We start from the raw sequence: 24,821 nt of genomic DNA on the forward strand, positions 1-24,821 counted from the left end.
CGTTCCCATCCGCCCTGCGACAGTCTGGCGCAAGCGCGCTGCTGACGTATAGTGAGCGCCTTGACCATCATGGCATGCGAGGGGCGGCAGCATGACGATCTCGATGGCCGGGTTGCCGGCGTTCCTTCTCTATTTCTGCGTCGGCTTTGCGCTGATCGCCGGTTTTGCCGCGGTCTATATGCGGCTCACCAACCATGACGAGATCGCGCTGATCCGCGGCGGCAATCTCTCCGCTGCGATCGCCTTCGGCGGCAATCTCATCGGCTTCTCGGTTCCGCTCGAAAAGGCGATCGAGCAGGCGGCGAGCATTCCCGACCTGGTGATCTGGGCGGTGATCGCCATGCTGATCCAGCTTGGCGCCTATGGCTTCGCCCGCATCGTCATTCCCGACCTGTCGCGCAAGATCGAGGAGGATCGGATCCCCTCGGCGGCGATGCTGGCGGTGATCGCCGTTCTCAGCGGCACGCTCGCCGCCGCCAGCATGACCGAATGAGGAGGCGTCGATGAAGCGCTCGACCCAGATCGGGCTTGCCGCCGCGGGCGTGGTGCTGGTCGCGACCTACTGGTCGCTGTCCGGCGGCGAGACCGATGATTCGCTGATCTACAACAATCTCGCCGAGTGCCGGGCCGCCAACCAGCTCAGCGCCAGCCAGTGCGAGCAGCGCTTCAACGAAGCCTCGGCCAACCATCTGCGCGACGCCAAGAAGTTCACCAGCAGCGCCTCCTGCGAGCAGGAATTCGGCGCCAGCGGCTGCCAGAGCGCCGTCTGGAACAACGCCCAGGTCTTCATTCCGGCGCTCGCCGGAATCATGCTGGCGCGGCAGTTCATGTCCGGCGGCGGTGCGGCCCAGCCGCTCCTGCCGCCGACCAGTTCGGCCTGCCCGCCCGGGACGCGCCAGCCCGGCTCCGGCCGGCCCGAATGCGAGCAGCCGGCCCGCAGCTCCTCGTCCTCATCGTCCAGTGGTGGCTACTATGGCGGCAGCAGCAGCCGCTCGCGCGCCTATACGACCACCTCGGGCCAGGCGATGGTCGCGCGCAACATCTCCTCGACCGGCATGGCGAGCACGCCGAGCGTCGCCTCGCGGGGCGGCTTCGGCTCGTCTTCGCGCTCCTTCTCCTCTTCGTCATCGTCCTGACCATGCAGCGGCTTCGCGTAGCGCCACGCAAGGACTGGCAGGCTGAGGTCGAGCGCCTCGGCTTCGCCTATCACACCCTCGACGGGGAGACCTATTGGGATGAGAGCGTCGCCTATGCCTTCTCGCTGAAGGAGATCGAGGAGGATATCGAGGCGCCGACCAGTGAGATCGAAGGGCTGTGCTTCGCCTTCGTCGAGCGCGCGCTCAAGGATGAGCAGATCCTGCGCCGGCTCGCGATTCCCGAGGCGCAATGGGCCCTGATCCGCGACAGCTGGCAGCGCGGCGACCGCAATCTCTACGGCCGGCTCGATCTCGCCTATGACGGCAAAGGACCGGCCAAGCTGCTCGAGTACAACGCCGATACGCCGACCTCGCTATTCGAGGCGGCCGTGGTGCAATGGGACTGGCTCGAGCAGGCGATGGCGCGCGGCGTGATCTCGCGCGGCTCGGATCAATTCAACTCGCTGCACGAGCGCCTGATCGCCGCCTTCGGTCAGCTGCGCAACCCGAAGCCCGAGCGCATGCACTTCACTTGCGTGCAGGGCAGCTTCGAGGACAAGGGCACGGTCGACTATCTGATCGACTGCGCAGGCCAGGCCGGGATCGATGCCCGCTTCACCTTCATCGAGGAGATCGGCCTGCTTGCCGACGGGCGCTTCTGCGACGGCGCCAGCCTGCCGATCGAGCTGCTGTTCAAGCTCTATCCCTGGGAATGGCTGTTCCGGGAGCAGTATGCCTCGGCGCTCGCCGGCTCGCGCTGCCAGTTCGTCGAGCCGCCCTGGAAGGCGCTGGTCTCCAGCAAGGGACTGTTGCCCTATCTCTGGGAGATGGCGCCCGGCCACCCCAATCTGCTGCCCGCCTATTTCGAGGACGACCCGCGTTGCGCGGAGCTCGGCTCAAGCCATGTCCGCAAGCCGCTCTATTCGCGCGAGGGCGCCAATGTGACCCTCGTCGAAGGCGGCGCGGTGCGCGACAGCGATGACGGTCCCTACGGCGCCGAGGGCTTCATCCTGCAGGCGACCGCGATGCTGCCGAATTTCGACGGCAATTATCCGGTGCTCGGCTCCTGGCTCGTCGCCTCGCAGCCTTGCGGGCTCGGGGTCCGTGAGGATACGACTCCGATCACCAAGAACACCTCGCGCTTCGTGCCGCATTTTATCGAGCCGTAGCGCGTCAAGCCTACGGTTCGACCATGCCTGACACGACCAACGCCCGCGGCCTCGATCATCTCGTGATCGGCGTCGCCGACCTCGATGCGGCGGGCGCCTTCTACGCCGATCTCGGCTTCAGGGTCGGCGCGCGCAACCGCCATCCCTGGGGCACCGAGAACCGGATCGTCCAATTCCGCGGCGCCTTTCTCGAGCTGGTCACGGTCGGTGACGCAACGCTGATTCCGCCCCACGCTGCTCGGCACTTCTCCTTTGGCGCGTTCGTGCGCGATGGCCTGGCACGCGGCGAGGGGATGTCGATGCTGGTGCTGGAAAGCCGCGATGCGGCCGGCGATGCCAACGACTTCCAGGCCGCGGGCATCGGCGATTTCGAGCCCTTCTTCTTCGAGCGGCAGGCGCGCCGGCCGGATGGCAGCGAGGTCCGCGTCGCCTTCTCGCTCGCCTTTGCCGAAAATGCGGCGGCGCCGGAGTGCGGGTTCTTCGTGTGCCAGCAGCACGAACCGCAGAATTTCTGGAACCCGGCATTCCAGCAGCACGAGAATGGCGCGAGCGGGCTGTCCGCCGTGTTCCTGGTGGCGCAGGAGCCGGCTGCGCAGGCGGCTTTCGTCGGCGCCTTCTCGGGCGCGGAGAGCTTCGCGACACCGGAGGCAGGTCTGCGCCTGCCATTGCCACGCGGGCGCCTGGAGGTCCTGACGTCTCAGGCCGCCCGGGCGCTGCTCGCTGGTGAGAGCCGACAAGAACAAGCCAATTTCGCCGCCTTTGCAGTCACTGTGCCGGAGCTCGACCCGGTCAGGTCCAGGCTCGCCGAGCGCAATATTCCCCACCGCCAGGAGGGCGCACGCATCGTCGTGCCGGCGAGCGCAGCCTTCGGCTGTGCGATCGTCTTCGAGCTGGGCTGAGCGCTCCGGCGCGGCCGGTCAGCCCGCGCGAGCTTCGGCACCGGCATGTGCCGGGCCCTCGGGCAGGTTCGCCAGCAGGCCGAGCAGAGCGCGATCGTGCAGCACGACCATGCGCTCCTTCGGCTTCAACCAGATCACCGCATCCGCGACGGTCTCGGCATCGATCAGCTTGGCCTGCGCCACGGCGCGGTCAGGCTCGATCTCGCCCCGGCGACGCGGCTGGACCTGCGGCAGCATCGCCTCATGGGTCGCGCGCAGCATCGGGTCGGCGTGGAGCGCGGCAAGCCCGTCAGAGTCGTCATAGCCGGCCTGGGCGAACTCGGCCTGCAAGGCGTTGGCGCGCAGCGCGATCGCCGGCGGGTCGCCTTCCTCCGGCGTGATCAAGAGGCCGCGGCGCTTGAGCCAGAGGCCGAGCGCGAGATTGCCTGAGGCCCAGGACAGGGGAATCGCCAGGAGCAAGCCAACGATGGTGGGCGACATCCAGGCGAAGAGCGAGGTCGCGATCATGAAGGCCGAGAGGCCGGCGACCAGACCGAGCAGCGTATGGGTGCGATGCCGACGGACAATGTCCTTGAACGGGATCGAGCCATCGTCACGCCGCTGCGGGTTCCAGCCGGTGTCGCGCCCGACCAGGATCTGGAAGACCGAGCCGGACTGAATCACCATCATGATCGGCGCGAAGAAGGCCGAGAACAGAATCTCGAGCACGGCCGAGAGGATGAGGCGGATGCCGCCGCCGCAGGCGCGCCGCAGCTTGCCGTCGAACAGCGTCAGCAGGAGGCCGAACAGCTTCGGCGCCAGCAGGATCGCCATGGTCAGGCCAAACAGGTTGAGCGCTCGCTCGGGGTCGAAGCGCGGCCAGACCGGAAAGAGCCTGAACTCCTCGGTGAAGTATTCGGGCCTGGCGTAGTTGACCTGCAGCACGATCAGGATGCCGACCACCAGCTGCATCAGCCAGAACGGCGAGGCGAGATAGGCCATCATGCCGGTGGCGAAGTGCTGGCGGGTCGCCGTGAGCAGGCCCTTGGCGCCGATGATGCGCGAATGCTGCAGATTGCCCTGGCACCAGCGCCGGTCGCGGGTGGCGATATCGATCAGCGAGGGCGGGCTCTCCTCATAGGAGCCCGTCAGGTCAGGCAGCATGTAGACCGACCAGCCGGCGCGCCGGATCAGCGCCGCCTCGACGAAATCATGGCTGAGGACATGGCCGCCGAAGGGCGGCTTGCCCTTGAGATCGGGCAGGCCGCAATGATCGGCGAAGGCCTTGGTACGGATGATCGCGTTGTGGCCCCAGTAATTGCCGTCGCGGCCGGACCAGATCGCGAGACCCGTCGCGATCACCGGGCCATAGACGCGTGCTGCGAATTGCTGCAGACGCGCGAAGAAGGTGTTGCGGTTGATGATCAGCGGCAGTGACTGGATGATGCCGGCATCGGGGTCGGCCTCCATCGCAGCGGCGAGGCGCACGATGCAGGTGCCGGTCATCAGGCTGTCGGCGTCGAGCACGACCATATGGGGATAGTAGCCGCCCCAGCGCGTGACGAAATCGGCGATGTTGCCGGCCTTGCGGTGATGGTTCTTCGGGCGGTGGCGATAGTAGATGCGGGCATCGGGCCCGAGCCGCTGGCGCAGCGCCAGGAAGGCGCGCTCCTCAGCCACCCAGATGTCGGGGTTGGTGGTGTCGGAAACGATGAAATAGTCGAAATGGGCGCCCAGGCCCGTCGCCTCGATCGATTCGCGGATCGCCGCCACGGCGGCGAAGGTCCGAGCCGTCGATTCGTTGTAGATCGGCATGACCACGACGGTCTTCTGCGCCAGCGTCTCGGCACGCGGGCTCTTCACCAGGCGGAGCAGCAAGGCGAAGAAGCCGAGGATGGCGCTGGTGAAAGCGAGCGCGATCCAGGAAAAGTTCACCGTGAAGAGGACGAGCAGCACGTACTGCAGGAAGGTCGTGCGGCTGACCGACACGACATTGTACATTTCCCAGGCGCCGTAGGCCGTCAGGGCCCAGGCGCCGCCGAAGACGAAGAGCCGCGCCAGCCAGGGCGTGCGCCAGGCTTGCGGAGCCGCCGGCTTGCGTCCCTCGGAGGCCTTCCAGCTGCGGAAGGACTGCACCGGCATATCGAGCCGATTCTCGGACGGCGTCGCCTCGACCGGCACCGGGCAGGTGCCGGCGGGCTCGGTCTCCACACGGCGGGCGAGAGCGTCCACGGTCACCAGGTCCACCGGTTCAACAGGGTTTCCGACACCGGCTGCCCGCCGGCGTCGAGGACAAGGCGAAGCTCGGAAAGCGCCTCGCTGCCGGGGTCGACCTCGAAGGCGACGCGCATGGTCCGGCGCTCGGGGTAGGGCCAGAGCCGCAGATTCTGGATCGTGCCCGGTGTCGCCGTGATATTGGCGCGGATCGCGGCAACAAGTGCCGGGTCGATCAGCCTGTCGCCGGTGAAGTCGACGAGGAAGCGGCGGCGGCGGGTCTGCGAGCCGCGGCCCTGCCGGATGCGCGTCGCGATGGCGAGCGGCGGCCGCTCCGGCGGCTGCCAGCACCAGGCCTGGCGATAGGCGATGGTGGTCTCGCTGCCGGCCGCGATCGGCTGGCGTGGGCGCCAGTAGCTGATGATGTTGTCGTTTATTTCGGAGTCGCTGGGAATCTCGATGAGCTGCACCGAACCCGGTCCCCATTCGCCGAGCGGCTCCATCCAGACGCTCGGCCTGAGCTCGAAGCGCTGGTCGTCGTCCACGAAGGCATTGGGGTCGCGCTCGCGCTGGATCAGGCCGAAGCCACGCGGATTGGAGTCCTGGAAGGAAGAAACCTGCAGGTTAGCGGGATTGCTGACGGGGCGGTAGATCCACTCGCCGTTGCCAGTGAACATCTGGACGCCCGAAACCTCATGGACCGCCGGCCTGACATCGTCGAAGCCGCGCCGGCTCTGCGGGCCCGACAGATAACTGCCCATCACGCAGCCAAAACCGACATGGTCGAGATTGGCGCGCGCGAACAGCGTCATTTCGACATCGATCAAGGTGACGTCGCCAGGCCGCAAGGTCATCCGCACCGCGCCGGTGACGCTCTCGGAATCGAGCAGGGCATGGATGATGAGCGCGCCGGCGGCCGGGCTCGGCCGCTCGATCCAATAGGCGCGGAAGAAGGGGATTTCCTCGCCGCGTTGCTCGCCCGGCCGCAGGATCAGGGCGCGGGCGACCGCGCCGAAGTTCTGGCCGCGCGCCAGCGAGCGGAAGAAGGTCGCGCCCTGAAAGAGCGCAAGCTCGTAAGGGCGCTCGAGCCCGGCCGAGACACGGAAACCCGAGAACTGCAGATCCTGCCCGGCAGGGGGCGGCGTCACGCGACCGTAGTTGAACTTGCCCGGATCGAAGGCGACACGTCTGACGACGTCGTCCTCGACCGTGAACAGGCTGACCGGCGAGGAGAAGACATAGCCGCGATGCAGCGGCTCGACGGTGAAACCGCGATTCTCGCCGGCCCAGATCATTCCGGCCGGCTGCGCCCTGATGCCGACATACTGATCGAAGGGGAGGGTGGCGTAGCCCTCCGGCAGGTCGGTCGCGGTCAACGGCACCATAGGCCGGCGTGACAGAACACGCGCCGCCTCGACGACGAGGGCGGGGTCGAATCGCTGTCCTTCGGCGATGACCGATTGCACCAGCCCGACCCAGCTCGCCGGGGCCTGTGCCGCCGCCGTGCCGACGGCAAATCGCGGCGCGATGGCGCCGGTCGCAGCGAGGCTCAAAAATCGACGGCGATTCAAGGATTTCGACATCACATCCAACTTGGGCCGGCAAAGCTCCGCCGACTTGCGCTTCTAGAGCATTTCGCGCGGGGCTGAAAAGCGCAGGGCAAGGCCAAAGGCGAAAAAAGGGCCGCCCAGCATGCAGGAACGCCATGCCGAAAACGAAGCCATGTCAGATTGCTCATTCGGAGCTGGCGCGATGGCCCATCGTCCGCTGGGTTTTGCCAAATCCGCTCGCTATCGGCTATCCACCGCCGGTGCGGCATTCGCCCGCGCCCGGGACGACGGCCGGTCGTGGCCGCGTTTCCTCTAAGAGCATGTGACAGGACGATCATGACGGAAATGCAGCCCGCCCGGACTTGCCTCGCCATCGTGCTGGCGGCGGGCGAGGGAACCCGGATGAAATCGGCGCGGCCGAAGGTTCTGCACGAGGTGGCTGGCCGCTCGCTGCTCGGCCACGCCCTGGCCGCCGTGACGGCCGCCGGTGCCGACGCGCTTGCCGTGGTGATCGGGCCCGACCGGCCCGATGTCGAAGCCGAGGTGAAGAAGCACGCTCCGCATGCCGCGGTTTTCATCCAGGCCGAGCGCAAGGGTACGGCGCATGCGGTGCTCGCGGCCCGCGAAAGCCTGATTGGCGACCACGACGATGTGCTGGTCGCTTTTGCCGACACGCCGCTGGTGCGCCCTGAGACCTTCTCCGACCTGCGCCAGCCCCTGCGCACCGGCGCGGCCGTTGCCGCTCTCGGCTTCGAGGCGCGCGATCCGACCGGCTATGGCCGCTTCGTCACGCAGGATGGCGAGCTGCAGGCAATCGTCGAGCACAAGGACGCCGATGGGCCGACACGCGCCATCACGCTCTGCAATGCCGGTCTGATGGCGCTCGATGGCGGGCAGGCGCTTGCCATCCTCGATGCGATCGGCAGCGCCAATGCGCAGAACGAATTTTATCTGACCGATGCCGTCGCGGTGGCGCGTGCGCAGGGCCTGAAGGCCGTTGCCCGGGTCGCGCCGGAGGCCGAGGTGCAGGGCGTCAACGATCGCGCCCAGCTGGCGGCGGTGGAGGCCGATTTCCAGCGCCGCAAGCGGCTTGAGGTGATGCTGGCCGGCGCCACATTGATCGCGCCCGAGACCGTGTTCTTCAGCCATGACACGCAGATCGGGCGCGACGTGGTGATCGAGCCTAATGTCGTCTTTGGTCCTGGTGTGCGGGTCGCGGATAATGCCGTCATCCATGCCTTCTCGCATCTGGAAGGGGCGGGCGTCGGGGCTAGCGTCTCAATCGGCCCCTATGCACGCCTGCGTCCGGGCGCCGAACTGGCGAAAGGAGCACGGGTGGGCAACTTCGTCGAGATCAAGGCGGCCGCGATCGGCGAGGGCGTCAAGGTCAACCATCTGACCTATATCGGCGACGCCGAGATCGGCGCGAACGCCAATATCGGCGCCGGCACGATTACCTGCAATTACGACGGCTTTTTCAAGAACAAGACGATCATCGGCGAAGGCGCCTTCATCGGCTCCAACTCGGCGCTGGTCGCTCCGGTGACAATCGGGGCTGGCGCCTATGTCGGCTCGGGCTCAGTCATCACCCGGGACGTCCAGCCTGATGCGCTCGCCGTCGCACGCGGCCGGCAGATGGAGCGCGAGGGCTGGGCGTCGGCCTTCCGGGCGGCGGCCAAGACGCGAAAAGCCCAGCAATAGGCGATTTGCAAGACATTTCGTTCACAGTTCGACATTCAACGTGATTTCGCAATTGCTCCGCCACGGATTATTGCGATGCGCATCGATATCAACGGATGAGGCACATTCATGTGCGGGATCGTGGGCATTCTCGGCAAGCAGGCGGTTGCCGGCCAGGTCGTCGAGGCGCTGCGGCGGCTCGAATATCGTGGCTATGACTCGGCCGGTGTCGCGACGCTGGAAGGCGGCCGGCTCAGCCGCCGCCGCGCCGAGGGCAAGCTCAAGAATCTCGAAGTGCGCCTCTCTAGTGAGCCGCTCGACGGCCTGATCGGCATCGGCCATACCCGCTGGGCGACGCATGGCAAGCCGACCGAGAGCAATGCCCATCCGCACGCCACCGAAAAGCTGGCGGTCGTCCATAACGGCATCATCGAGAATTTCCGCGAGCTCAAGGCCGAGCTCGAGGCCGACGGCCATGTCTTCGCCAGCGAGACCGACACCGAGGTCGTCGCCCATCTCGTCACCCGCGAACTCGACCGCGGCAAGGACCCGGTCGCAGCGGTCGGAGCTGCGCTGCCGCATCTGCGCGGGGCCTTCGCGCTCGCCTTCCTGTTCGAGGGCCAGGAAGACCTGCTGATCGGCGCCCGCAAGGGCTCGCCGCTGGCGGTCGGCATCGGCGACGGCGAGATGTATCTCGGCTCGGATGCGCTGGCACTGGCCCCGTTCACCAACCTGATCGCCTATCTCGACGAGGGCGATTGGGTGGTGCTGAACCGCAAGGGCGCGACCTTCTACGATGCCGACGGGAGCCAAGTCGAGCGCCGCGCCCAGCGTGTCGCTGCCGGCGCCTTCCTGGTGGAGAAGGGCAACCACCATCACTTCATGGCCAAGGAGATCTACGAGCAGCCGGAAGTGGTCGGCCACACGCTGACGCATTACGTCGACATGGCGAACGGCGTGGCGCGGCTGCCCTTCGAGACGCCGTTCGACTGGAAAAACCTGTCGCGCCTGTCCGTCTCGGCCTGCGGCACCGCCTATTATGCCGGCCTCACCGCCAAATACTGGTTCGAGAAGCTGGCGCGGCTGCCGGTCGAGATCGATGTCGCCTCGGAGTTCCGTTATCGCGAGGCGCCGCTGCCTGCGAACGGGCTCGCGCTCTTCGTCTCGCAATCGGGCGAGACGGCCGACACGCTCGCCTGCCTGCGCTATGCCCGCCAGGAAGGCCAGCACGTCATGTCGGTGGTCAACGTGCCGACCTCGACGATCGCGCGCGAGAGCGACGTCGTCGCTCCGACGCTGGCCGGCCCCGAGATCGGCGTCGCCTCGACCAAGGCGTTCACTTGCCAATTGACCGCGCTCGCCGGCCTCGCCATCGCCGCGGCCCGTGCCCGCGGCACGCTCTCGGCCGAGCAGGAGGCGGCTTACGTCCAGGAGCTGATCGCGCTGCCCGGCCTGATGGCCCAGGCGCTGACACTGGAGCCCGAGATCGAGAAGCTCGCCCGCAAGCTCGCCAAGGCGCGTGACGTGCTCTATCTCGGCCGTGGCACCGCCTTCCCACTGGCCCTGGAAGGTGCCCTGAAGCTCAAGGAAATCAGCTACATCCATGCCGAAGGTTATCCGGCTGGCGAGCTCAAGCACGGCCCGATCGCGCTGATCGACGAGGATATGCCGGTCGTCGTGATCGCGCCGCATGATGCGCTGTTCGAGAAGACCGCCTCGAACATGCAGGAGGTCGCGGCGCGCGGCGGCCGGATCATCCTGATCACCGACGCCAAGGGCGCTGCCGAATGCGGCATCGTCCCAGAAGCGACGATCATCATGCCGGAGATGGACCCGCTGTTCGCGCCGATCGTCTACGCGGTGCCGATCCAGATGATCGCCTACCAGACGGCCGTCTTCATGGGCAAGGACGTCGACCAGCCGCGCAATCTGGCGAAGTCGGTCACCGTCGAGTGATTTCGTCTTCGGCCGGCTCAGGCCGGCTCGCGACATAGGTGCCGGCCGCGATCAGGCCGGCGCCGCTCAGCCAGAGTGCGATCGGTGGTGCGTCGGTCGCTGCCAATATCACGAAGCTCAGCAGCATTGAGCCGCAGGCGATGTATTTCGTCCTGCGCGCAATCGCGCCCGTCTTTCGCCAGCGCACGACCTGCGGCCCGAGCCAGGGATGGTTGACCAGCCAGCTCTCGAAGCGCGGCGAGGAGCGCGAGAAGCACCAGGCCGCCGCGATCAGAAACACCGTGCCGGGCATCATCGGCAGAATCAGCCCGATAATGCCCAGAGTCGTGCAGAGCCAGCCGGCCGCGAGATAGAGTGGCCGATGCCAGCGGCGCTGCGGTCTGGAGGGTTCTGACACGAGGCTTATCGACGAATCGGGGGGTAGCCAGCGCCGTACGCTCAGCTATCGTCTGATAGTGCGGCGCAATATGGTCAGGCCGCAAGAGCAGGCGGAGATCCGGATCGCCGATGAATGCCCGCATGCCCGATCCGCGCCTCGTCGCTCAGCCTGATCTGTTGCGGCCGACCTTCGGCACCCGGCTTCGGCGCTATTTCCTGACTGGTCTCGTGCTGGCGGCGCCGCTCGCCATCACTGCCTCGGTGACCTGGTGGTTCATCAACCTGGTCGACGGCATGGTGAAGCCGCTGGTGCCGGCCCAATTCTGGCCGGACAGCTACCTGCCATATCCGCTGCCGGGCTTCGGCCTCGTCATCGTGCTGATCGGCCTGACGGTGATCGGCTTTTTTGCCGCGAACCTGGTCGGGCGCACGCTGATCGGCGCAGGCGAGGCGCTTCTCGACCGCATGCCGGTGGTGCGCGGCCTCTACAAGGGGGTGAAGCAGGTCTTCGAGACGATCTTCTCCCAGTCCGGCACCTCGTTTCGCACGGTCGGCATGGTGCAGTTCCCGCAGCCGGGTATGTGGTCGATCGTTTTCATCGCTCAGGAGGCGGCACCTGAGATCGCCGGCAAACTGCCCAATGGCGACGAGCAGATCGGCGTCTTCCTGCCTTGCACGCCGAACCCGACCACTGGCTTCTTCTTCTACCTGCCGCGGCGCGAGATCGTCGAATTGTCGATCTCGGTGGAGGACGGCGCCAAGCTGATCATGTCGGCCGGGCTGATCCAGCCCGGCGAAATGGCGCCGCGCTCGGCGCCGGAAATGGGCAAGTAGCTCAGCCCTTCAGCGGCACCCAGATCTCGACGATGCCATTGCCGGTCGCGCCGTCGAAGCGCTCGTCCATACGCTCGAGCGTGACGCCCATCGCCGGTTCATGTCCGGATGTCGGCAGCCAGTCGCGCCAGATCGATTCAAACGTTTGTTTGATGCCGGTGATATGGCCGCTGTGCTCGAAGACGGCGCAGCGCTGCTCGGGCACGCTCAGCCTTGCGAACTCATCGGGCAGGTCGCTGAACGAGGAGACTTCCGCGCCGGCGATGTAGTCGAAGGCGCCGACATCGTCGCAGTTGTAGCTCGCACCATAGGCGATGAAGCCCTTCTGGCCGGGGATATGCCCGAAATGCGGGACGATCCTCTGCCAGAGCAGGGGAATGCCTTGCGTGTTGTCGACGGAGAAATGACCGCTGAAGCCGGCGATCAGCATGGGCTTTCCGGTGACGATGCGCGGCTCGGCGAGGGGAGTGCGGTTTGCGGCATGCATGGACAGAGGCTCCACGAGAGCGAGCGACGAGAGGTCGCGCCTGGCGCGCAGCTCTTCCGGCGTGACGCCGAACTGCTCGCGAAAGGCGCGGGTGAAGGCCTCGTGAGAGCCATAGCCCCAGTCGAGCGCCACCTGGAGGATGTCGGGGGCGCCATCAGCCAGCTGGCGCGCCGCTTCCGAGAGCCGGCGCTCGCGGACATAGCGCATCACCGAGCGGCCGGTCGCCACGCCGAAGGCGCGGCTGAGATGGAAGCGCGAGACGCCGCTGACCTCCGCGATCTCGTCGAGCGAGAGCTCGGAGGCGAAGCGGCTTTCGATGCACCAGAGGGCTTTCTTGATCGGGTCCATGGCTCACTCACGAAACGCCGGCACCATGGCGCAGGCGAGGCAGGGCCGCTTGATCGGGATTGCTGCTGGCGGAGATTGCTGCGCCACGTCGTCGCCGAGCAAGCGACGACGTGCGTCCCGCACCGGCAATAGGCGGAGCCAGGGCGGTGTCGAGGAAGACCGGCGGACAGTTACGGCTACACGCTTCTCGGCTATCTCTTCGGTCCGAAGCCCTCGATGCGTGGATTGGAGAAAGGCCCTCGGAATGTTCCTGCCCGATCTTTGGCCGCCGTGCCCGATGGTAGAGCCGAACTCTTGACCTGAACTGCGTAAAGGCCGCGCGAGGCATCAATCGGCACGATACCAAAGGCTTGGTCGATCGCGCTCCGCTCGACGCCGAGGAGCTCGGCTGCTCGCTCGATTCCGGGAGAGGCGCCCGGGCTCATGATCGTCATCAATGCCATGGCCTCGCTCATCGGATGAACTCCGCAAGGTTGGGCCGCTCGCCTTCGCTAGAGCCCGAAATGTGTCGCAATAGGCACCGGGCAGATGATACCTGTCCCGTAGTCGCGATTCCAGCCGGGTCCTGGGCCGGGCTTCGCCACCGCGTCGAGCCGGAACCGGTTAAATAGGAGCTTCGGAGGCACTTTTCCAGGAGGCAGGCGCGTACGCAGCGCTGCAACGCAGCCGGCGGCGACCGGACAGGACGTGGAGGTGCCGGAATCCGGCGCCCCCGCCCCGAAGGCCTGAGAGCCGAGAAAATGGGTGTAGGCGGTGATGTCTGGCTTCCGGCTACCCATCCCGGGGATGGCTGGCCCCTGGCTCGAATAGCCGACGCGCTGGTCGTGGATGTCGCAGCCGGCAAGCGTCAGGACATCGGGATGGGCGTTCGCACCCGTAATCGTATGCTTGGTGACTTTCTGGCAACGCCCATCGGGGCAGTCAGCTCCGCAATTGCCAGCTGCGAAGAGAATATCCGCGCCCATTCGGGCAAGCGTGCCAACAATGATGTTGAATGGATGATTCGGGTTGTCGGCGTAACGACCGGGATGGCCGGCGGGGAAATCCCAGCTCGGATGATACATGCCCCAGCTGTTGTTGATCACCAGAGCTCTATATTTCCAGGTCGGAGCGGCCATCTGGGCCTGAAGATATGCGTAGGCCAACAGCGCATCGCTCAGGAAGCCGGCCATCGCGCTCCCGCCCGGAGTGGTCGATCTCAGGATCGGGAAATCCAGCAGCGTGCAGGCCGGCGCTGCGATCAGCGCATCGAAAGCGCACATCGTACCGTGATCGACCGGGTAGCCGCCGGGCGTGCGTGCGACGCCAGGTGGCGCCCAGAAGGTTTTCTTGTCGAACTTGGGAGCCAGCCCGAGGCGACGCAGATGGCTGAGATTGATGCCAGTATCCATGATCGCGACGGCAACCCCGTTGCCATCGAGCTTCTTCGAATTCAGCGCCGGGACGTCGAGCAGCCGCGCCACGTCCTTGTGAGTGCCGACCGGCGCCGAACCGCAATAGGGCTTGAACAGCCCGATTTCCGGGTCAGCGAAGATCTGAACCCCGTCTTGCTCGGCCTTGACCTCGTCAATCTGGTCCACGTCGATCGTGCCGCGCGCGATGAAGGAAGGAGCGTCCTGGGCGCTCGCAGCTTCGAGATTGATCTCCTCGGCGTTGCGGGTAGCGAGCGGCAACAGCGGGAAGGCGGGGTCGAGCAGGAGGCCGCCTTTTTGGGTCGGCTCGCCGATCCCCGCGCGCATCGAGACCGATTCGAAGGCGTTCGCACTCAAGGTCCGCAAGGGCTTGCTGGCCGGCATGGCGACGATCACGGAAACACGCATCGAACCGCTCCACTCTGTGTGTCACAGCGTGCATTCGCTGTTTCGACCGCAAAAGCGTGATGGATACTTTGCGAATCGAAGCAGGAAGTGCGCGCTCGACAGTCGAAACTTGTCTGGAAAGGAATGTGCCGTAGCGTTAGGCGTGCATATTGCGCAAGTCGAGCGTGACGCGCAACCTATTCGTGAAATTCGATGCGGAGCATCCCTGGCGTGTTGCCGACGCGGGCGCGCTTGATCGGGATTGCTATGGGATTCCGCAGCGCGATTCACGGATTCTTGTCGCCGCCGGTGCAGGCTCGCTGAATGACTCGACAGTCTTACGAAGCTTGGCTCAACGCCGCCAATATCATCGCCTTGCTGCTCGTCGGGCTGGTCGTCATCGAGGTCGCCGTCGTGTTGGCCGTCGGGCTCTGGCAGGTGGCTGCTCAAGCGCCGCTGAGTCTGGAGAACTGCTCCGGCTTAGCGGCGATATGGCCCGATCAGGATATGGTCGCCGACCTGCTGGCGAAGGCCGATGACCTGTCGCGAGCCGCCTTTTGCACGGTCGGACTCCTGCCGAGGATTTTCTGCGTACTGGCCTTGCCGCTCGGTCTGGTCTGGATGATTACGTATTGGGTTATACGGGTCTCTCAGAAGGTCATTCCTATCGTCGTGGGGGACGACTTCATCCGGCTGTTCTTCCTGGCGTTCTGCCTGGTCAAATTTGCCACCGCGCCCTACTCGGCTCTGGTTTCGGGATACGCGAGCCTGGCGATGCCGATCGCGATCTACCTGCTAACGTCACTTCTGCAGATCCTGATCATCTTCGCCTTCCAGAGACGGCTGAATGAACTGGTTTTCAGCTCTTTGAGGGATTGAAAGCGCGCCGCCGAGTTATCGAGCATCCTTGACGACATCGAGGAAGGCTCGCAGAGCCGGCGGCACGGCACGATGTCCGGGGTAGTAGATCGCGACCCGTTCGGGGACGGGCGTCCAGCGTGCCAGCACCCGTCGTAGACGCCCCTCGGCCAGTGCCGTATCCGCGGCTGGGCTCGCGACATAGGCGATCCCGAGCCCCTTGACGGCGGCATCCACCATCAGTTCCTCATCGTCGAGTATAACCGGTCCGTGGGTCTCTACCATCAGCGTCTGTCCGGCCCGCTCGAACTCCCAGCGATAGAGCTTGCCGCCCGGCACGCGGTGGCCGATGCAGCGATGGCGTTCCAGCTCGTCGGGCGTTCCAGGCTCGCCGAAGCGTTCTAGATAAGCGGGCGACGCGACGCAGACGAAGCTGACTGAGCCAGCGAAGGGCACGGCGATCATATCCTTTGGGATCGAATCGACTAGGCGCACGCCGGCGTCGAAGCCGGCAGCGACGATGTCGACGAGCTTGCCCTCGACGACGAGATCAACGACCACGTCGGGAAAGCGCTCCGCCATCACCGGCAGGATATCGCGGACGAGAATAGTGGCCCCCAGCCGCGGCGCATTGATCCTCACGGTCCCGGTCACACTGCCACGGAAGCTGGCGATGCTGTCGAGCGCCTCGTCCAGGGTGGCGAGCGCCGGCTGAAGGCGGCTGAGCAGTTCGAAGCCGGCTTCGGTGGGCGAGACGCTGCGCGTCGTGCGGTTGAGCAGGCGCACGCCCATGCGTTCCTCCAGGGTCCGCATCGCATGGCTCAAGGTCGAGGGTGCGGTGCCAAGCTCGTCCGCCGCGCGCCGGAAGCTGCGACGGGTCGCGACAGTGACGAAGGCGGTGAGGTCATTGAGCGATGGGCGAACCATTACTGGTCAATCAGCATCAACCCGTGCCGATTTCAACGGCTAATCCGAACAGTGTCTCGGCTTTATCTCCGGTCGGCAAGAACGAAACCGCGCGGCCCTCCGCCGGCGTTCGCAAACCAAGAAGGGAGCCGACATGGCCAAACGCGACGCGATTTTCCCCGCCGATCGACATGCCCTCTACGACCTCCATCAGTATTCGGCCGCCATTCGGCATGGCGATCTGCTGTTCATCTCCGGACAGGTCGGCAGCCGCGAGGATGGTTCGCCCGAACCGGTGTTCGAGGATCAGGTCCGGCGCGCCTTCGCCAATCTGCGCGCCGTGCTGGCGGCGGCAGGGGCGAGTTTCGACGACGTGATCGACGTCATCTCCTTCCACACCGATCCGCAGACGCAGTTCGACACGGTGATGGCCATCCGAGCCGAGGAAATCGGCGATCCGCCTTATCCGACCTGGACGGCTGTCGGCGTGACCTGGCTCGCCGGGTTCGACTTCGAGCTCAAGGTGGTCGCCCGCATTCCGTCCAAGGCAGCCGACAACGCTCCGGCGGCGCAGGGCTGAATATCAGCCCGCCCGCAGCAGGCGGATCGCGACGTCGCGCTCGAACAGATAGAGCAGCGTCCGGATCGCTTGCCCGCGCGGCGTCTCAAGCTGCGGATCGCGTTCGATCAGCAGGCGGGCATCATCGCGCGCTGCCGCCAGCAGGTCGCCGTCGATCTCCGGCCGGGCGATGCGCCAGTCGGGCGAGCCGGACTGGCGCGTGCCGAGCACCTCGCCTTCGCCGCGCAGGCGTAAGTCTTCCTCGGCGATGCGGAAGCCATCCTCGCTCTCGCGCATGATGGTGAGGCGCGCTTCTGCCACCTGCCCGAGCGGGCTCTTGTAGAGCAGCAGGCAGGTCGAGGCGGCGCTGCCGCGGCCGATCCGCCCGCGCAGCTGATGGAGTTGGGCGAGGCCGAAGCGCTCGGCATGCTCGATCACCATCACCGAGGCGTTGGGCACGTCGACGCCGACCTCGATCACCGTGGTCGAGACCAGCACGCGCGTCTGCCCGCCGGAGAAGGCAGCCATCGCCGCGTCCTTGTCGCGCCCCGGCATCTGGCCATGAAGCAGCCCGACCTTGTCGCCGAAGAGGCCTTGCAGCGCCTCGAAGCGCTCCTGCGCCGCCGCGACGTCGAGCGTGTCGGATTCCTGTACCAGCGGGCAGACCCAGTAGACCTGCGCGCCGCTCTCCACTGCCCGTCCGACCGCGCCGACGACCTCGTCATAGCGCTCCAGCGAGATCGCCCGCGTGGTGATCGGCTTCCGGCCAGCGGGCTTCTCGGAGAGGATCGAGACGTCCATGTCGCCGAACCAGGTCAGCGCCAGCGTGCGCGGGATCGGCGTCGCGGTCATCACCAGAATATCGACCGCCTCGCCCTTGGCGCCGAGGAGCAGGCGCTGGTGCACGCCGAAGCGGTGCTGCTCGTCGACGACGGCGAGCGCCAGGTCATGGAAGCCGACGCCTTCCTGGAACAGGGCATGGGTGCCGACGACGATGTCGATCTCGCCATTCGCCAGCCCTTCCAGCACCTGCCGGCGCCCGGCGCCCTTCTCGCGGCCGGTGAGCAGCGCCAGTTTGAGTCCCGCCCTGTCCGCCAAAGGAGCCAGGCGCTCGGCATGCTGGCGGGCGAGGATCTCTGTCGGCGCCATCAGCACCGATTGCCGCCGCGCTTCGGCGGCGGCTGCCATCGCCATCAGCGCGACCACGGTCTTGCCGGAGCCGACATCGCCCTGGAGCAGCCGCAGCATGCGCTCGGGCTTTTCCATGTCGTCGTGGATGTCGGCAATCGCCTTGCGCTGGCCGTCGGTCAGCGTGAAGGGCAGGGCGCTCTCGATGGCCTGGCGCAAGGCGCCGTCGCCGGCCGTGGCGCGGCCGGCCGCCTTCTTCTGCTGGCGGCGCACGAGGGCGAGCGCGATCTGGCTTGCCAGCAATTCGTCATAGGCGATGCGCCGGCGAACGACCGTCTCTCCGGTCGCGGCCTTCAGATCGACCGGATGATGCAAGGCGTCGATGGCGTCGCGGAAGGGCGCGAAGTCATTGCGGGCGACGAAAGCCTCGTCCTGCCATTCCGGCAATTCAGGACAGCGCTCGGCCGCACCGGCGGCGATGCGCGCCATGACCCGTCCGCCGATGCCTTCGGTCAACCCATAGACCGGCTCGACCGAGGGCATGGTCGCGGCGAGCTTGGGGTCGAGGATGCGGTCGGGATGCACCATCTGGCGCATGCCGTCCCAGAGCTCGAGCTTGCCGGAGATGATGCGATAAGCGCCGATCGGCAGGCTCTGCAGGAGATGGCGGACATCGGCATGGAAGAAAACCAGCGTGACGTCGCCGGTCTCGTCCTCGACGATGACGCGATAGGGCGCCTTGGCCTTGGTCGGCGGGGCCGGGCGATGTTCGGTCACCCTCGCCGAGAAGGTCGCGACCTCGCCGACCGGTGCCTCGGCAATGCTCTCGCTCGGCCGCCGGTCGATCGCGCCGGTCGGCAGATGGAAGAGCAGATCGATGACGCGGGCGGCATGGGTTTCGTCGCCCAACAGCCTGTCGAGCGCCTTGGCGAGCTTGGGGCCGACGCCGGACAACACCGTGGCGGGAGCGAAGAGCGGATCGAGGACGGATGGACGCAATGGCTTCACGGCATGTCAGGAGTGCGGGATCAGCAGCGTATCAGCCGCTGACTTCGCGTGGTCGGCTCGCTATATAGCCCGCGACGGCAGGCTTCGCGACGGGGCCGGCCTTATTCCTATTGTCCGCGAGGCCGATGATGAGTGGCTCGACCCGTAGCAGCGAAGGTCTCGACCCGCGCCGGCGCAAGATCCTGTTCCGCGCCTGGCATCGCGGCATGCGCGAGATGGACCTGATCATGGGGCGTTTTGCCGATGCGCAGATCGGCAATCTGAGCGAAGCCGAGCTCGATGAGTTCGAGCGGCTGATCGAGGTGCTCGACCGCGACCTGCTGAGCTGGGTGACGGGGGAGGCGCAGGTGCCGGAGAACTACGACAGCGAGGTGTTCCGGCAGCTGAAGGCGTTCCACCAGCACGACAAGCCGATCCACGTGTGAGCCGGGGATTGGGCATTCATTGATGGCGCGGGAAATCGGTCCAGCCACCGCAGAAACCATTCGCGTTCTGGAGTCGATTCCGGGCGGCCGCGAGCTGCTGGGTTGGTTTGGCGGCTACCCGTCGTTCCACGATGCGGAGTTGCTTCGTCTCGATCTCGACCGGCGCGGCGCGTCCTTGAGCGTGTCTCTCCCGGGTCGGCGCGATGGCTCACCGCGGCCCGACCTTGTCGTCACGTTCGCCTTCAAGGCCTTGGATACCATCGACGTCTCGCTTGAAGGCTTCAATCATCAGAACGTCATGAGCGCCATGGCGCTGAGCTTTGCCCGACCCACAGAGCCTCATCCAACGCAAGTGGGGACCGGTGTCGGCGCAGGCGACATCGAGTTCGAGATCGAGCCTTGCTTCGGCGCCTTCGGGAAACTCCGAGCTACCGTCGAGACAATCACAATCACACCCGTTGCAGACTATCAGAAGGCCGACGATCCCTCGTCGATGATCGAATGAGCATTCCGCCTCCCGCCCAGATCGCCAAGCCGCAGCTCGAGCGTATCCTCGATGCGCTGAATCGCGGCGACAAGCCGATGCTCGCCGGCGTGCCCGATGGCTTCGACGCCGTCGTGCTCGCCGATCTGACGCGCGCCCGTGCCAAGAAATCGGAAGGGCCGGCGCTGATCGTCTTCATCGCCCGCGACGGCCAGCGCTTGCAGGTGCTGGAGAACGCGCTGCAGTTCGTGGCGCCCGATCTCGAGGTGATGACCTTCCCGGCCTGGGACTGCCAGCCCTATGACCGCGTCTCGCCCGCGCCCTCGATCGTCGCGCACCGGATGACGACTTTGTCGCGCCTCGCCCGCACCAAATCGGGTGACCGGCCGCGCCTGCTGCTGACCACCGTCAACGCCGCGCTCCAGCGCGTCCCTGCCTTCGGCAAGGTCGCCTCCGAGAGTTTTTCGGCCGCGCCGGGCAATATGGTCGACACCGAGGAGCTGGCGCGCTGGCTCGACGTCAACGGCTATCTCAGGACCTCGACCGTGCGCGAGACCGGCGAGTTCGCCGTGCGCGGCGGCATCGTCGACCTGTTCCCGCCGGGCATGCCGGCGCCGATCCGGCTCGATTTCTTCGGCGATACGCTGGAATCGATCCGCACCTTCGATCCGGAGACGCAGCGCACCACCGGGCAATTGCGCGGGCTCGACCTCGTGCCGATGTCCGAAGCGCAGATGACGAGCGATTCGATCCGTCGCTTCCGCCAGTCCTATATTTCGACCTTCGGCACGCCCGGCCGCGACGACACGCTCTACGAGGCGGTCAGCGAGGGCCGGCGCCCGGCCGGCCTCGAGCACTGGCTGCCGCTGCTGGCCGAGAAGCTCGACACGCTCTTCACCTATCTGCCCGATGTCCCGATCGTGCTCGACCATCACGCCGATGACGCGGTGGCTGAGCGCATCAGCCTGATCAAGGACTATTACGACGCCCGCAAGAGCGCGCTCGACCAGCCGTCGCCTGGCTCCATTCCCTATAAGCCGCTTCTGCCGGAGGCGCTCTACCTGACGCCGGCCGACTGGCGCGGCATCGTCGGCGAGGCCGGCGTCGCCTCGCTGACGCCGTTCCAGCTGCCGGAGAGCGAGGGCAAGCTCGTTGTCGATCTCAGCGGCAAGCAGGGCCGCAGCTTCGCGGCCGAGCGCGCCGACAATTCCGGCAGCGTCTTCGACGCGGCCGTCGCGCATGTGAAGGCGCTGGAGGCGGAAGGGCGGCGCGTCATCCTCGCCGCCTGGTCGGAAGGCTCGCGTGAGCGCTTGGCGCATGTGCTGGCGGATCACGGTCTCAAGACCGTGCAGATGACCGGTAGCTTGCGAGCCGCCTTCGACCTCAGGCCCGGCACCACCGCGCTCGCCGTCTGGGGCTTCGAGACCGGCTTCGAGGCTGGGAAGCTCGCGGTCATCGGCGAGCAGGACATTCTCGGCGACCGGCTGGTGCGGCCCCGCAAGAAGGCGCGTCGGCCGCAAGACTTCATCAACGAGCTGTCGTCGCTGACACCGGGCGACATCGTCGTCCATGTCGACCACGGCATCGGCCGCTTCGTCGGCCTGCAGACGATCACGGCGGCGGGCGCGCCGCATGACTGCCTCGAAATCCACTATGCCGGCGACGCCAAGCTGTTCCTGCCGGCCGAGAATATCGAGCTGCTCTCGCGCTACGGCTCGGAGGATACCGAGGTCGTGCTCGACCGGCTCGGCGGTGGCGGCTGGCAGGCGCGCAAGGCCAAGCTGAAGCAGCGCATTCGCGAGATGGCGGGCAAGCTGATCCAGATCGCCGCCGCCCGCGCCCTCAAGGAGGCGCCGCGCCTGGTGCCGCAGGACGGGCTCTATGACGAGTTCTGCGCCCGCTTCCCGTATGAGGAGACCGAGGACCAGCAGAACACCATCGATGCTGTACTCGACGACCTCGCCGCCGGCCGCCCAATGGACCGGCTGGTCTGCGGCGATGTCGGCTTCGGCAAGACGGAAGTTGCGCTGCGCGCCGCCTTCACCGCTGCGCTCGCCGGCAAGCAGGTCGCGGTCGTGGTGCCGACGACGCTGCTCGCGCGCCAGCACTACCGCAATTTCGCCGAGCGCTTTGCCGGTCTACCAGTCAAGGTCGGCCAGGCCTCGCGCTTCGTCTCGGCGCCCGACCTCAAGGCGGTGAAGCAGGGCATCAATGACGGGACGATGGACATCACCGTCGGCACTCATGCGCTGCTCGGCAAGGGTATCGACTTCAAGGATCTCGGCCTCGTCATCGTCGACGAGGAGCAGCATTTCGGCGTCGCCCACAAGGAGCGGCTGAAGGAGATGCGCGCCGAAGTGCACATGCTGACGCTGACCGCGACGCCGATCCCGCGTACGCTCCAGCTCGCCATGACCGGGGTGCGCGAGCTCTCGATCATCGCGACGCCGCCGGTTGACCGGCTCGCGGTCCGCACCTTCGTCACGCCCTTCGATCCGCTGATCGTGCGCGAGGCGCTGCTGCGCGAGCGCTATCGGGGCGGGCGCTCGTTCTATGTCGTGCCGCGCATCGAGGACATCGCCGACGTCAAGGACTTCCTCGACAAGCAGGTGCCGGAGTGCAAGGTCGGCATCGCCCATGGCCAGATGGCGGCGGGCACGCTGGAAGACGTGATGACGGCCTTCTATGAGGGCCAGTACGACATCCTGCTTTCGACCACGATCGTCGAATCCGGGTTGGACATCCCGACCGCCAACACGCTGATCGTTCACCGCGCCGACATGTTCGGTCTCGCGCAACTCTATCAGCTGCGCGGCCGCGTCGGTCGTTCGAAGGTGCGCGCCTATGCGCTGTTCACGGTGCCGGCCAACCGCAAGCTGACCGAGCAGGCCGACCGGCGGCTGAAGGTGCTGCAATCGCTCGATACCCTCGGCGCCGGCTTCCAGCTTGCCAGCCACGACCTCGACATCAGAGGAGCCGGCAACCTGCTCGGCGACGAGCAGTCCGGCCATATCAAGGAAGTCGGCTACGAGCTCTACCAGCAGATGCTGGAGGAGGCGGTGGCGGCGCTCAAGGCCGGCGTCGAGATCGAGAGCGATGCGCACTGGTCGCCGACGATCCAGATCGGCGCGCCGGTGATGATCCCCGAGCACTATATCGGCGATCTGACGCTCAGGCTGACGCTCTACAAGCGCCTCTCGACCATGGATGAGGACGGCGAATTGCAATCCTTCGGCGCCGAGCTGGTCGACCGCTTCGGCCCGCTGCCGGAGGAGGTCAAGCAGCTCCTGGAGATCGTCGCGATCAAGGCGCTGTGCAAGCGCGCCAATGTCGAGAAGGTTGAGGCCGGGCCGAAGGGCATCATCGTCGCCTTCCGCGACAACGAGTTCGCCAATCCGGAGGGGCTCGTCGGCTACGTTGCCAAGCAGGGCACGCTGGCCAAGGTCCGCCCGGATATGCGCGTCGTCTTCATCGACGATTTCGACGATGCCGAGCAGCGCCTGAAGGGTACGCGCCGGCTGCTGACCGATCTCGCGCGCATCGCCGAGCGCAAGAAGGCGGCCTGACGGGCAATGGGCGGCGAAGCCGGGCGCTTCGAGGTCGAGGAGGTCCTCGTCGAGAACGGGGAGCTGATCGTCCTCTCGCTCGGCTTTGCCTCGGCCGGCGAGCCGCTCGACGTGCTGCACATCGTCAGCGGTACGGCTCTGAGCGGACAGCAGCCACGGCCGGTCGAGGACGAGCTCTATCTGGAGCGGACCGACCAGAGCCTGGCCTGCACTGGCGGGGTGGAGCAGATCACCTGCCGCGAAGGCGAGATCGTCATGACGCTGACTGTGCAGGCGGCGGAGCTGCTTCAGCTCGGCCGGGTCACCTGTTTTACCTTCGAGGCGCACCCGGGATTGTACGGGCAGGCTGCCGACCAGCTTGCAGCCATGGCCAAGATCGATGGTCGCAACGAGATCGCGATTGCTTCCGCTGAAGTCTGAAGTCAGCCCGGATTGCGCCGCCTGACCTCGACACGCTCCGGCTCGTGCGTGATCACGTCGACGATGGCGAGGTCCGACCGGTCGAGGCGGGGCAATCCGTCATCCTCGCCGGCGCGGCGGGTTACGACGAGGCTGGTCAAAGCCTTGTGACCGCCGAGCTTCGAGCGGGCGAGCGCCGGCTCCATCGCCGCGGGGATGACGAGATGGACCATGCGCCCGCCTTCCAGGCAGGCACGCAGATCATCGAGCACGAACAGGCCGAGCGGCAGCAATTCGACGCCGGTCAGCAGCGCGATGCCGGGGCCGGTGGCGAGCGCTGCGAGGTCACCGCCGACCAGGGTGGTGATCAGCCGTGCAGAGGCGAGCGGCTTCAGAACGCGGGAGATTTCCAGCGCCTTGGCCAGCACCTCCTTCTCGCTGACCGGAAACGGGCCGGTCATGCTGTGGCCGTCGACGACGCGAATCGGCGCCCGGACCGCGGCAGGCGGCAGTGCGGACGGCGCGGCGCCATGACCAAGCAACGGTTCGAGCGCAGCGACGCCATCGGGGACGCGCGTACCGAAGCCGCCGATGAAGCGCATGCCGAAAGAGCGGGCGGCGACATCGCGGAGCAGGTGTAGCGGCTGCAGGTCACCGATCCGTGGCACACCGAGCGCCATCACGGCGCCGGAGCGCTCGATCAGAGGAATCAGCTCCGCCTCCCTGGCATGGGCCGGCAGGATCATCGGCGACAGGCCGGCCCGCAGGCTCGCCAGGATCGAGACCAATGCCTCCGGGCCGAGCGGCGCCAGGATCGCGACGCAGGCGCCGGGCTGCGGCCTTGCCAGCAGGAGCAGATTTGCGAGCCGGTCGACGCGGCCGTCGAGCTCGGCGAAGCCGAAGGCGCTCGGCGGGAAATCGCTCCAGTCGCGCCGGCCGGGCGGGTCGCGGAAGGCCGGCTCATAACCGCGGCGGGCGGCGAGCGCCTTGAGCAGGCTGTCGAAATCGAGCCCCTCGACCAGCGCGCCGATGGAGATTTCGTCGGAGCCCATCCGCATC

22 protein-coding genes are annotated in these 24,821 nt (G+C 66.5%); 13 read left to right on the top strand and 9 right to left on the bottom strand.

Annotated elements, in window-relative coordinates; all coding sequences use genetic code 11:
- The first annotated feature begins 91 nt into the window (after positions 1–91).
- From AC07O0_RS07355 to AC07O0_RS07370, 4 genes are read left to right on the top strand one after another with little or no spacing between them, the layout of a single operon-like run.
- A complete protein-coding gene (locus AC07O0_RS07355) occupies positions 92–493 on the top strand; it encodes a DUF350 domain-containing protein (RefSeq protein WP_454027602.1) in 402 nt (133 codons plus the stop codon).
- Positions 494–503: 10 nt separating this feature from the next.
- On the top strand, positions 504–1,136 hold the full coding sequence (locus AC07O0_RS07360; RefSeq protein ID WP_454027601.1) for a DUF1190 domain-containing protein: 633 nt from the start codon (positions 504–506) through the stop codon (positions 1,134–1,136).
- A gap of 2 nt (positions 1,137–1,138) precedes the next feature.
- Positions 1,139–2,305, top strand: coding sequence for a glutathionylspermidine synthase family protein (locus AC07O0_RS07365; protein ID WP_494621471.1), 1,167 nt, complete (start codon positions 1,139–1,141; stop codon positions 2,303–2,305).
- Between the two features lie 23 nt (positions 2,306–2,328).
- The gene (locus tag AC07O0_RS07370; protein WP_494621472.1) at positions 2,329–3,204 is read left to right on the top strand and encodes a VOC family protein; all 876 of its coding nucleotides are present in this window, start codon (positions 2,329–2,331) and stop codon (positions 3,202–3,204) included.
- An 18-nt stretch (positions 3,205–3,222) separates the two neighbouring features.
- Here the strand turns inward: AC07O0_RS07370 and mdoH are convergent, their stop codons facing one another.
- Positions 3,223–5,394, bottom strand: coding sequence for a glucans biosynthesis glucosyltransferase MdoH (gene mdoH / locus AC07O0_RS07375; protein ID WP_494622363.1), 2,172 nt, complete (start codon positions 5,392–5,394; stop codon positions 3,223–3,225).
- 23 nt (positions 5,395–5,417) lie between these two features.
- A complete protein-coding gene (locus tag AC07O0_RS07380) occupies positions 5,418–6,980 on the bottom strand; it encodes an OpgD/OpgG family glucan biosynthesis protein (protein WP_494621474.1) in 1,563 nt (520 codons plus the stop codon).
- 312 nt (positions 6,981–7,292) lie between these two features.
- Between AC07O0_RS07380 and glmU the strand changes: the two genes are divergently transcribed.
- Together glmU and glmS are read left to right on the top strand one after the other, a co-directional pair.
- Positions 7,293–8,648, top strand: coding sequence for a bifunctional UDP-N-acetylglucosamine diphosphorylase/glucosamine-1-phosphate N-acetyltransferase GlmU (gene glmU, locus AC07O0_RS07385; protein WP_494622365.1), 1,356 nt, complete (start codon positions 7,293–7,295; stop codon positions 8,646–8,648).
- A 108-nt stretch (positions 8,649–8,756) separates the two neighbouring features.
- The gene (gene glmS, locus AC07O0_RS07390; protein ID WP_494621476.1) at positions 8,757–10,583 is read left to right on the top strand and encodes a glutamine--fructose-6-phosphate transaminase (isomerizing); all 1,827 of its coding nucleotides are present in this window, start codon (positions 8,757–8,759) and stop codon (positions 10,581–10,583) included.
- Here glmS and AC07O0_RS07395 read toward each other — a convergent pair.
- Positions 10,570–10,980, bottom strand: coding sequence for a YbaN family protein (locus AC07O0_RS07395; RefSeq protein ID WP_494621478.1), 411 nt, complete (start codon positions 10,978–10,980; stop codon positions 10,570–10,572). The two genes, glmS and AC07O0_RS07395, sit on opposite strands and share 14 nt — an antisense overlap.
- 110 nt (positions 10,981–11,090) lie before the next feature.
- Between AC07O0_RS07395 and AC07O0_RS07400 the strand changes: the two genes are divergently transcribed.
- Positions 11,091–11,795, top strand: coding sequence for a DUF502 domain-containing protein (locus AC07O0_RS07400; protein ID WP_494621480.1), 705 nt, complete (start codon positions 11,091–11,093; stop codon positions 11,793–11,795).
- Between the two features lies 1 nt (position 11,796).
- Here the strand turns inward: AC07O0_RS07400 and AC07O0_RS07405 are convergent, their stop codons facing one another.
- The 3 genes from AC07O0_RS07405 to AC07O0_RS07415 all read right to left on the bottom strand — a co-directional run bounded on the left by AC07O0_RS07405 (position 11,797) and on the right by AC07O0_RS07415 (position 14,450).
- Positions 11,797–12,630, bottom strand: a complete 834-nt coding sequence (locus tag AC07O0_RS07405) for an AraC family transcriptional regulator (RefSeq protein WP_494621482.1) — start codon at positions 12,628–12,630, stop codon at positions 11,797–11,799.
- A gap of 191 nt (positions 12,631–12,821) precedes the next feature.
- Entirely contained in the window at positions 12,822–13,085 is a 264-nt protein-coding gene (locus AC07O0_RS07410; protein ID WP_494621484.1) for a hypothetical protein, read from the bottom strand.
- Positions 13,086–13,121: 36 nt separating this feature from the next.
- Positions 13,122–14,450 (bottom strand): S8/S53 family peptidase, encoded by a 1,329-nt coding sequence (locus AC07O0_RS07415; RefSeq protein ID WP_494621486.1) that lies wholly within the window; start codon positions 14,448–14,450, stop codon positions 13,122–13,124.
- Between the two features lie 303 nt (positions 14,451–14,753).
- Between AC07O0_RS07415 and AC07O0_RS07420 the strand changes: the two genes are divergently transcribed.
- Entirely contained in the window at positions 14,754–15,308 is a 555-nt protein-coding gene (locus tag AC07O0_RS07420; RefSeq protein ID WP_494621488.1) for a hypothetical protein, read from the top strand.
- Between the two features lie 15 nt (positions 15,309–15,323).
- On the opposite strand, the gene AC07O0_RS07425 is transcribed toward AC07O0_RS07420, so the two are convergent.
- Positions 15,324–16,214 (bottom strand): LysR family transcriptional regulator, encoded by an 891-nt coding sequence (locus AC07O0_RS07425; RefSeq protein ID WP_494621490.1) that lies wholly within the window; start codon positions 16,212–16,214, stop codon positions 15,324–15,326.
- Positions 16,215–16,347: 133 nt separating this feature from the next.
- Here AC07O0_RS07425 and AC07O0_RS07430 point away from each other — a divergent pair, with 133 nt between their 5' ends.
- Positions 16,348–16,773, top strand: a complete 426-nt coding sequence (locus tag AC07O0_RS07430; RefSeq protein WP_494621492.1) for a RidA family protein — start codon at positions 16,348–16,350, stop codon at positions 16,771–16,773.
- A 3-nt stretch (positions 16,774–16,776) separates the two neighbouring features.
- Here AC07O0_RS07430 and recG read toward each other — a convergent pair whose 3' ends face one another.
- Entirely contained in the window at positions 16,777–18,879 is a 2,103-nt protein-coding gene (gene recG / locus AC07O0_RS07435) for an ATP-dependent DNA helicase RecG (protein WP_494621494.1), read from the bottom strand.
- 137 nt (positions 18,880–19,016) lie between these two features.
- Between recG and AC07O0_RS07440 the strand changes: the two genes are divergently transcribed.
- The 4 genes from AC07O0_RS07440 to AC07O0_RS07455 are packed head-to-tail and all read left to right on the top strand — an operon-like array spanning position 19,017 to position 23,783.
- Entirely contained in the window at positions 19,017–19,313 is a 297-nt protein-coding gene (locus AC07O0_RS07440) for an FAD assembly factor SdhE (RefSeq protein WP_494621496.1), read from the top strand.
- 22 nt (positions 19,314–19,335) lie between these two features.
- The gene (locus AC07O0_RS07445; RefSeq protein ID WP_494621498.1) at positions 19,336–19,818 is read left to right on the top strand and encodes a hypothetical protein; all 483 of its coding nucleotides are present in this window, start codon (positions 19,336–19,338) and stop codon (positions 19,816–19,818) included.
- A complete protein-coding gene (gene mfd / locus AC07O0_RS07450; RefSeq protein ID WP_494621500.1) occupies positions 19,815–23,363 on the top strand; it encodes a transcription-repair coupling factor in 3,549 nt (1,182 codons plus the stop codon). Before AC07O0_RS07445 ends, mfd begins: the two co-directional genes overlap by 4 nt.
- Before the next feature lie 6 nt (positions 23,364–23,369).
- The gene (locus AC07O0_RS07455) at positions 23,370–23,783 is read left to right on the top strand and encodes a hypothetical protein (protein ID WP_494621502.1); all 414 of its coding nucleotides are present in this window, start codon (positions 23,370–23,372) and stop codon (positions 23,781–23,783) included.
- A 2-nt stretch (positions 23,784–23,785) separates the two neighbouring features.
- On the opposite strand, the gene AC07O0_RS07460 is transcribed toward AC07O0_RS07455, so the two are convergent.
- Positions 23,786–24,814: an AMP-binding protein gene (locus tag AC07O0_RS07460; protein ID WP_494621504.1), complete on the bottom strand. Its 1,029-nt coding sequence runs from the start codon at positions 24,812–24,814 to the stop codon at positions 23,786–23,788.
- Between the last annotated feature and the right edge of the window lie 7 nt (positions 24,815–24,821).

Source organism: Allobosea sp. GW821-FHT10B12 (genome assembly GCF_059415545.1).

Coding starts and splice junctions, on each gene's coding strand:
- AC07O0_RS07355 (WP_454027602.1), top strand. CDS start 92: ATGACGATCTCGATGGCCGGGTTGCCGGCGTTCCTTCTCTATTTCTGC.
- AC07O0_RS07360 (WP_454027601.1), top strand. CDS start 504: ATGAAGCGCTCGACCCAGATCGGGCTTGCCGCCGCGGGCGTGGTGCTG.
- AC07O0_RS07365 (WP_494621471.1), top strand. CDS start 1,139: ATGCAGCGGCTTCGCGTAGCGCCACGCAAGGACTGGCAGGCTGAGGTC.
- AC07O0_RS07370 (WP_494621472.1), top strand. CDS start 2,329: ATGCCTGACACGACCAACGCCCGCGGCCTCGATCATCTCGTGATCGGC.
- AC07O0_RS07380 (WP_494621474.1), bottom strand. CDS start 6,980: ATGTCGAAATCCTTGAATCGCCGTCGATTTTTGAGCCTCGCTGCGACC.
- glmU (WP_494622365.1), top strand. CDS start 7,293: ATGCAGCCCGCCCGGACTTGCCTCGCCATCGTGCTGGCGGCGGGCGAG.
- glmS (WP_494621476.1), top strand. CDS start 8,757: ATGTGCGGGATCGTGGGCATTCTCGGCAAGCAGGCGGTTGCCGGCCAG.
- AC07O0_RS07400 (WP_494621480.1), top strand. CDS start 11,091: ATGAATGCCCGCATGCCCGATCCGCGCCTCGTCGCTCAGCCTGATCTG.
- AC07O0_RS07405 (WP_494621482.1), bottom strand. CDS start 12,630: ATGGACCCGATCAAGAAAGCCCTCTGGTGCATCGAAAGCCGCTTCGCC.
- AC07O0_RS07410 (WP_494621484.1), bottom strand. CDS start 13,085: ATGAGCGAGGCCATGGCATTGATGACGATCATGAGCCCGGGCGCCTCT.
- AC07O0_RS07415 (WP_494621486.1), bottom strand. CDS start 14,450: ATGCGTGTTTCCGTGATCGTCGCCATGCCGGCCAGCAAGCCCTTGCGG.
- AC07O0_RS07420 (WP_494621488.1), top strand. CDS start 14,754: ATGACTCGACAGTCTTACGAAGCTTGGCTCAACGCCGCCAATATCATC.
- AC07O0_RS07425 (WP_494621490.1), bottom strand. CDS start 16,214: ATGGTTCGCCCATCGCTCAATGACCTCACCGCCTTCGTCACTGTCGCG.
- AC07O0_RS07430 (WP_494621492.1), top strand. CDS start 16,348: ATGGCCAAACGCGACGCGATTTTCCCCGCCGATCGACATGCCCTCTAC.
- AC07O0_RS07440 (WP_494621496.1), top strand. CDS start 19,017: ATGAGTGGCTCGACCCGTAGCAGCGAAGGTCTCGACCCGCGCCGGCGC.
- AC07O0_RS07445 (WP_494621498.1), top strand. CDS start 19,336: ATGGCGCGGGAAATCGGTCCAGCCACCGCAGAAACCATTCGCGTTCTG.
- mfd (WP_494621500.1), top strand. CDS start 19,815: ATGAGCATTCCGCCTCCCGCCCAGATCGCCAAGCCGCAGCTCGAGCGT.
- AC07O0_RS07455 (WP_494621502.1), top strand. CDS start 23,370: ATGGGCGGCGAAGCCGGGCGCTTCGAGGTCGAGGAGGTCCTCGTCGAG.
- AC07O0_RS07460 (WP_494621504.1), bottom strand. CDS start 24,814: ATGGGCTCCGACGAAATCTCCATCGGCGCGCTGGTCGAGGGGCTCGAT.